This is a genomic window from Candidatus Hydrogenedens sp. (genome assembly GCA_035361075.1).
Lineage (GTDB): Bacteria > Hydrogenedentota > Hydrogenedentia > Hydrogenedentales > Hydrogenedentaceae > Hydrogenedens.
The window spans coordinates 1-6,019 of the sequence record DAOSBX010000025.1 but is presented as its reverse complement, the minus strand read 5'-3'; the positions used below and the strand labels follow the sequence as shown (position 1 = coordinate 6,019).

Sequence of the window (6,019 nt, the reverse complement as noted above, 5' to 3'; positions counted from 1 at the left end):
GGTTTTTAAATGTCATAAAAAATACCGAAAATAGATAGTTATTCCATAATTACCTTATTTATATTCAATGTTAATGCATCGGATATTTATTGAAATACGGGGATTTTCATTAATTCGCCGTCTTTAAGTGCGGACTGGTGAGCCACGATACCAGATACGGTGATATTGAGTGCCATAGCAATATCAAGGTAAGGCTTTCGATTTTCAAGAATGGAACGGATAAATTCTTCTGTTAGGTAGCCATGAGAACCGCCATGTCCTCCTGCGTTTACCGACGGTGGTAATGGTGGTTTCTGAATATTAATCTTTGATATGTCTGTAATCCCTTGATACTCTGTACCTGTAACGCACCCTTTCTGTCCACGAACACGACCTACTTCTCCTTCGAAGCCTGGTGTGTCCCAGCTGACAGCCATCCGAGCCATACCACCTTCCTTAGTGCGGAATAGGGCTATTTCTGAGCCGAATGGGTTTTGATATACATTATTCTCCTTTTTTAGCATGGGTATAATGCTTGGCATACCGAGGCAAGACACTTCCGTAAAATAACCGCCACTAACACAAATGTAATAGGCATTGGAATGCGTAGGATACCATTGTGGAGGCAAGCCGATACGCCAGCCTTTATACGAATCGATAGGTGGGTCTAAATAATGGTAGTACTCCCCTTCGCAGTAGACCAGTTCCCCAAGGGCTCCCGCTTGATATAGGGTTCGCATGGCATAACAATCGTTCCGATAGGCACTGGTCTCCATAAGCATGTAATTTAATCCTGTTGACTTTACTGTTTCATATAACTCATGAGCATCTTCTAACGAGCCGAATACTGCGGGAACAGCACTTGCCACATGCTTCCCATGTTTCAGTGATAAGATGGCATGCTTTGCATGACTTGGTGCGTCTGTTGCGACAAAAACCGCCTCTATATTTTTATCTTTTACCATTTCTTCCAGTGATGGATATGTGGTTGAACAGCGACATTCCTTCGCAAGACCTTCGCATCGTTCTGGAATTAAGTCTGTGACTGCAACTATCTCAACGTTAGGATGGTTTTGAAAATCGAAAGCAGACCCAAATTTGCAGACACCATAGCCAGCAATACCAACCTTAATTTTACGGTCAGAAACAGGTTCCCATTTACGGGTGGTGTCTGTATTGCTATTTGTCTCATCAAAACCCTTTATGACTTTATTATCCTGTGCCGAAAAGGCAGAGCCAGTAGCGAACATTCCCATTCCCATGATAGTTCCTTTCAATAGTGTTCGACGTGAAAATAATAAGTTCATATATATCCCTTTCGTTTTGTAAGTACTAAAATAATCATTTTTATGTTAAAATAGAGAGCAAACCATTAGCAAATTTTGATGTGTAAAAGTGCAATTGTGAATATTCAAATTTACTCAACATTATTATCTCAATATCCTATAAATTGGCAGACGTGGCAGGAAGATATAAAAACATTTCTTGACCTGCTCGAACAGTGGAATGATGTGGTGGGTCTGGTGTCTAAAACAGACCTGAGTGAGAAATGTATACATCATATAGAAGATAGTTTAAGTTTGGTACCGTATATACTTCCGAAGTTGATAGATGGAGAGGGATTTTGGTTAGACATCGGCACAGGTAGCGGATTTCCAGCGATACCTATCTTACTTATATCCAAGCAAATCAAAGCTATCCTCGTCGAAAGGAAAATAAGAAAAGTTGGTTTTTTACAAATGCTCATCTCTAAATTTCAGTTGAACAATACAAAGGTTATTTGTAATGAATTTCCAGCATGTGTAAAAGAATTGGCATCGATTGAAAAACAAATAAGAATTGTCACGTCAAAGGGTGTGGAACATCCAGAGCGGTTAGCAAAATTTTTGTCCCATTGGTTGTCAGAAGATACATACTACTTGTGCCAATCCCCAAAGGTGTTAGGCCTATTCCACAGCGGACAATTTGTGAAAACAATCATTCAAGATGAGTTCTCACAACATAATCTACGTCGTGGCAATCTAACTATTATTCACCGCAAACCCTAAAAACCGCTACATCTATTGGGAACTTATATTGTCCCAACTCTCCAATTTTTTATTGTCATGTTGTAACATAATATAGAAGATTTGATTGGATGTCTAAAATAAATTAAAATTAATGAAACTTAATCGGGTAAAAATAATATAAAATAAATATACAAATTTAACACCTCACAAAAAAGTTGGGTTTTGAAATATGAAACGTATCTTTAAGCCTGTCTGCCTGACATTTTTAATTTTCGTTCTTGTTTTCCTTGGAACTGAAAGTGGTTGCACCCGTGCAAAAATACCTTTAACAAAACTGGAAGTGCCAATGGTGGCGGTTCCACTCCCTGAATTGCCTATTCCATTGCCAAAAATCCCATTGCTAATGAGTGGTGAAGGCGATTATCGATTGTTAACGTGGAAGAAGTCATTCCGCCGACTCTGTGACCAAATAGAAAGAGAATACCCTTATACAGAATGGAAAGCAATCCAATGGGAACAGTTAAGAAAGACCTATGCAGAGAAAGTGGAACAGGCGAAAGATAAAAAAGACAGAGATGCGTTCTATTTAGCTCTACGTGAATTTATGTATTCAATTCCCGATGCAAATGTACGTATCGAAACGGATGAAAAAGTTAAAGAGACCGCTATCGGTGGTGGTTATGGGTTTGCGATGACCCGAACTGATGATGGGCATTATATTGTTTACTATGTAAACCCTGGTAGTTCAGCAGAGAAATCAGGGATGCAGGTAGGTGCAGAAATTGTCCAGTGGAATAAACAACCAATAGAGCAGGCTGTCGAAGGTACATCAATATTATGGGCAGATACACCGCCGGCAACCAATGACGGAAAAATATGGGAAAAATGTAAATTGTTAGGAAGAGCACCTATAGGCAAGCAGGCGGAGATAACCTTTTTAAACCCGGATAACCCACAACCGCTTACGATAATGATGACTGCTGAAAAAGATGATTATGCAACATTAAAGATGCCCGTTTGGGACAAAGTGAGTGTAGGTATGATGGATAGCCCGATTCAGAAAAAGAAACTTTCGGAAGGGTATGGTTACTTTCGCATCCTCTTCTTTTCTCCGAGTGTTGGCACACCATTTCCGGCACAAGCATTCCAGAAAGCACTTAGCGAATTTATCCGAGACAGTGTTCCAGGGCTTATTATTGATTTGCGTGGGAACACAGGCGGAGACCCCGAACTTATACCTAAATTTGCAGGCTATTTTGTCGAAGAGGAAACGTTCTTTCACGACCTCGCTTTCTATAGCAAGAAGGACAAGTCATTTAAAATTAGCCCTGGTGACCGTATTATGATAAAGCCGTTGCCACTTCATTATCGTGGACCAGTTGTAGTTTTAGTTGATTATGGCACGGCGGGTTGTGCTGAAGGCTTTGCCTCTGTGTTAAGTAGGCAGAAAAACGTATACATAATTGGTATGTGCACAACACGAGGCGCAATGGGTGTTCCCGGTGGAGATGTTCGCATGCCTAACGGAATTACATTGTCCTACCCTGTAGCACGGTCTCTGAATAAAGAAGGGCAAATACAAATAGAGGCAAATGCACAGGGGGTAGGGGGTATTGTGCCATCTGTAAAAGTTCCTATAACCACCGATACATTAAAACAGCTTGGCACCAATAAAAAAGACGTTGTTCTTGAATATGCAATACAACATCTTGACCAATTAACTAAAAAATAACGGCTGTAATATCTAATTAATACCATCTCGTATTGAGCCTACATTACACACAGGTGAAGTATATTTTGCAGGGTTATTACACTTTCTATATCTAATATCCTTATTACGGACTGAAATGATTTACGACTGGATACTGAAAATAATTTAGAAATATCTCAACTTTTATAGCTGTTTTTTATGTAGATATATACATTATATAGTTCCGAACAATTTTTAAATTATAACTAAAGTTTTATATAATATAAACATGTTAAATGTTCTTATAACTATAAGGAGGAAGAAATGATGATTGTTAGAAAGACCAATTTATGGTTAACTGTCTTTATGTGTTTATATCTCCTTTTGATAGCCTTTGTTTCAGAGGCAGGGACTCCACGTATCTTGATTGTGGGTGATAGCTGGGCAGAGATAGTCTGGAATGATAATATCTGGCCTTATGTTCTGAATTATTACGGATTAGGTGATTGGGAAGTCCGTGGTGACAAAGTGGCTATCGGCGGAACAATGGCTGAGCATTTTGCAGATGATTGGCCTAATCCACGAGATAATAATAATCCCGTCCGAACATATTCACTATACAACGCCATTATGAACAATCCCTCAATAGATATCGTCCATCTCAGTTTAGGGGGTAACGATTTGCTCTGGAAATGGAAAAATGGGATGCAACCACAACCTGGACCGAACAACGATGTCTTTGACGAGATAGAGCAGGATTTAGCAACTGTTGTGGATTATATCCTTTCGCTTCGCCCGGATATTAAAGTAGGTTTTGTTGACTACGATTTCGTCAATATCTGGGAATTAGCACTGGCAGGGAATCAGTCAGCGATTTTAATGCAGGCTAACTTAAATAACCCCTCGCCCAGCGAGTTAAATTCTGCCTTTGTAGAATTAGGCTGGCGCAAGCGAAATATCGCAAGCACGCGCAACCGTGTTGCATATATCCATAATTTCGGTTTACAACAATACAGACATGGTCATCCAGGATTTTGGGATAAGGGACCGGTGTATCGCCCAGCATTTGCGAGTAATATAAGCCCTATTCCTGGTGACCCGCCGAATTACATCCCATACCCCGGTGGCTTTATTGAGTACCCAACTGCCCGTGCAGGGCTTGCAAGTAATGGAGATGACCCAATACATTTGAATACAACTGGCTATCGAGACCTTTGCGGGCACACATTGTATCAGTTTTTCGCCAGCTGGTTGATTGACACGACTCCACCTTTTGTGGCATCGATAACTCGCAATCCATCTTCTCCAAATCCTACTAATGCACAGACTTTAGAGTTTATCGTTACATTCACAGAGGATGTAGTAAATGTCACAGTAGATGACTTTGTCATTGACGGGACCGGATTTTCAGGTGCTTCAGTTGTATCCGTGACGGGTTCCGGTAATTCTCGAACCGTAACTATAAATCGTGGAACAGGACAGGGCGATATCAGTATAGATTTGATTGACCGCGATACAATTTACGACACAAACTGGCGCGTGCTTGGGAATGCACTCGGGCAGAATTTCGGTGCAGGCAATGCGAATTACAATGCGGGCGAATACTACACAATTGATATTACCTCGCCGACAGTCCTCATTACTGCGGATACGCCTCAACCGAATGAAACTACTTACGCTACATTCACAGCAACATTCAACGAACCAGTCATAGGATTTAACGCAGGCGATATTCAATTGACTGTAGCAGGTTCGGGTACTGCTCAGGTCACGAACTTCTCAGGGAGTGGAACGACATATAATTTCGGTATTACAGTAGCACGAAGTTCAGATATATTTGTCACGGTTACTATTCCAAATAGTGCCTGCACAGATATTGCTGGTAACTCAAATCAGGATTATACTTATCCTAACTACTACTTTAAACTTCCACCATTCACTTCCACAGATATATATTCCAGTAGTGGCATACTTGGTGACTTATCAGTCAATTCCGGAGATACGCTTATCTTCTATACTGGGACGAATATTTTACAGCCCTATTATCAGGTTAACTCATCCGCACAGATACAAGGACAATTATTAGACATAGGTGGTGGTAACAAAGTTGGAAAGTTCAACTTCCGCTCAATTAATGTGCCGAGCGGAGTAACTATTACTGTTTTTGGCACGAATCCATTGGTAATAGCAGGAACAAGAGATATAACATGGAATTCCCCTGTAAGCGTATCTGGCGATGTTGCGGGTAGAGCAGGAGGTGGTGTTGGTGGTAATGGTGGAGCGGGCGGTAATGGTGGTGCTGGCGGAGCAGGAGGAAGTGCCGGCGGTACTGGTGCACCAT

Annotated in this window: 4 protein-coding genes; 3 read left to right on the top strand and 1 reads right to left on the bottom strand. The window is 40.9% G+C overall.

Annotated elements, in window-relative coordinates; translation table 11 throughout:
- Positions 1–86: 86 nt before the first annotated feature.
- Entirely contained in the window at positions 87–1,286 is a 1,200-nt protein-coding gene (locus tag PLJ10_08715) for a Gfo/Idh/MocA family oxidoreductase (GenBank protein ID HOK09727.1), read from the bottom strand.
- Positions 1,287–1,382: 96 nt separating this feature from the next.
- Here PLJ10_08715 and PLJ10_08710 point away from each other — a divergent pair, with 96 nt between their 5' ends.
- The 3 genes from PLJ10_08710 to PLJ10_08700 all read left to right on the top strand — a co-directional run.
- Positions 1,383–2,027: a class I SAM-dependent methyltransferase gene (locus tag PLJ10_08710; protein ID HOK09726.1), complete on the top strand. Its 645-nt coding sequence runs from the start codon at positions 1,383–1,385 to the stop codon at positions 2,025–2,027.
- 190 nt (positions 2,028–2,217) lie between these two features.
- Positions 2,218–3,720 carry a S41 family peptidase gene (locus PLJ10_08705; protein ID HOK09725.1) on the top strand — a complete coding sequence of 501 codons (1,503 nt, stop codon included), beginning with the start codon at positions 2,218–2,220 and terminating at the stop codon, positions 3,718–3,720.
- A 282-nt stretch (positions 3,721–4,002) separates the two neighbouring features.
- Positions 4,003–6,019, top strand: a 2,017-nt coding sequence (locus PLJ10_08700; protein ID HOK09724.1) for an Ig-like domain-containing protein, incomplete at its 3' end; no start/stop codon positions are given.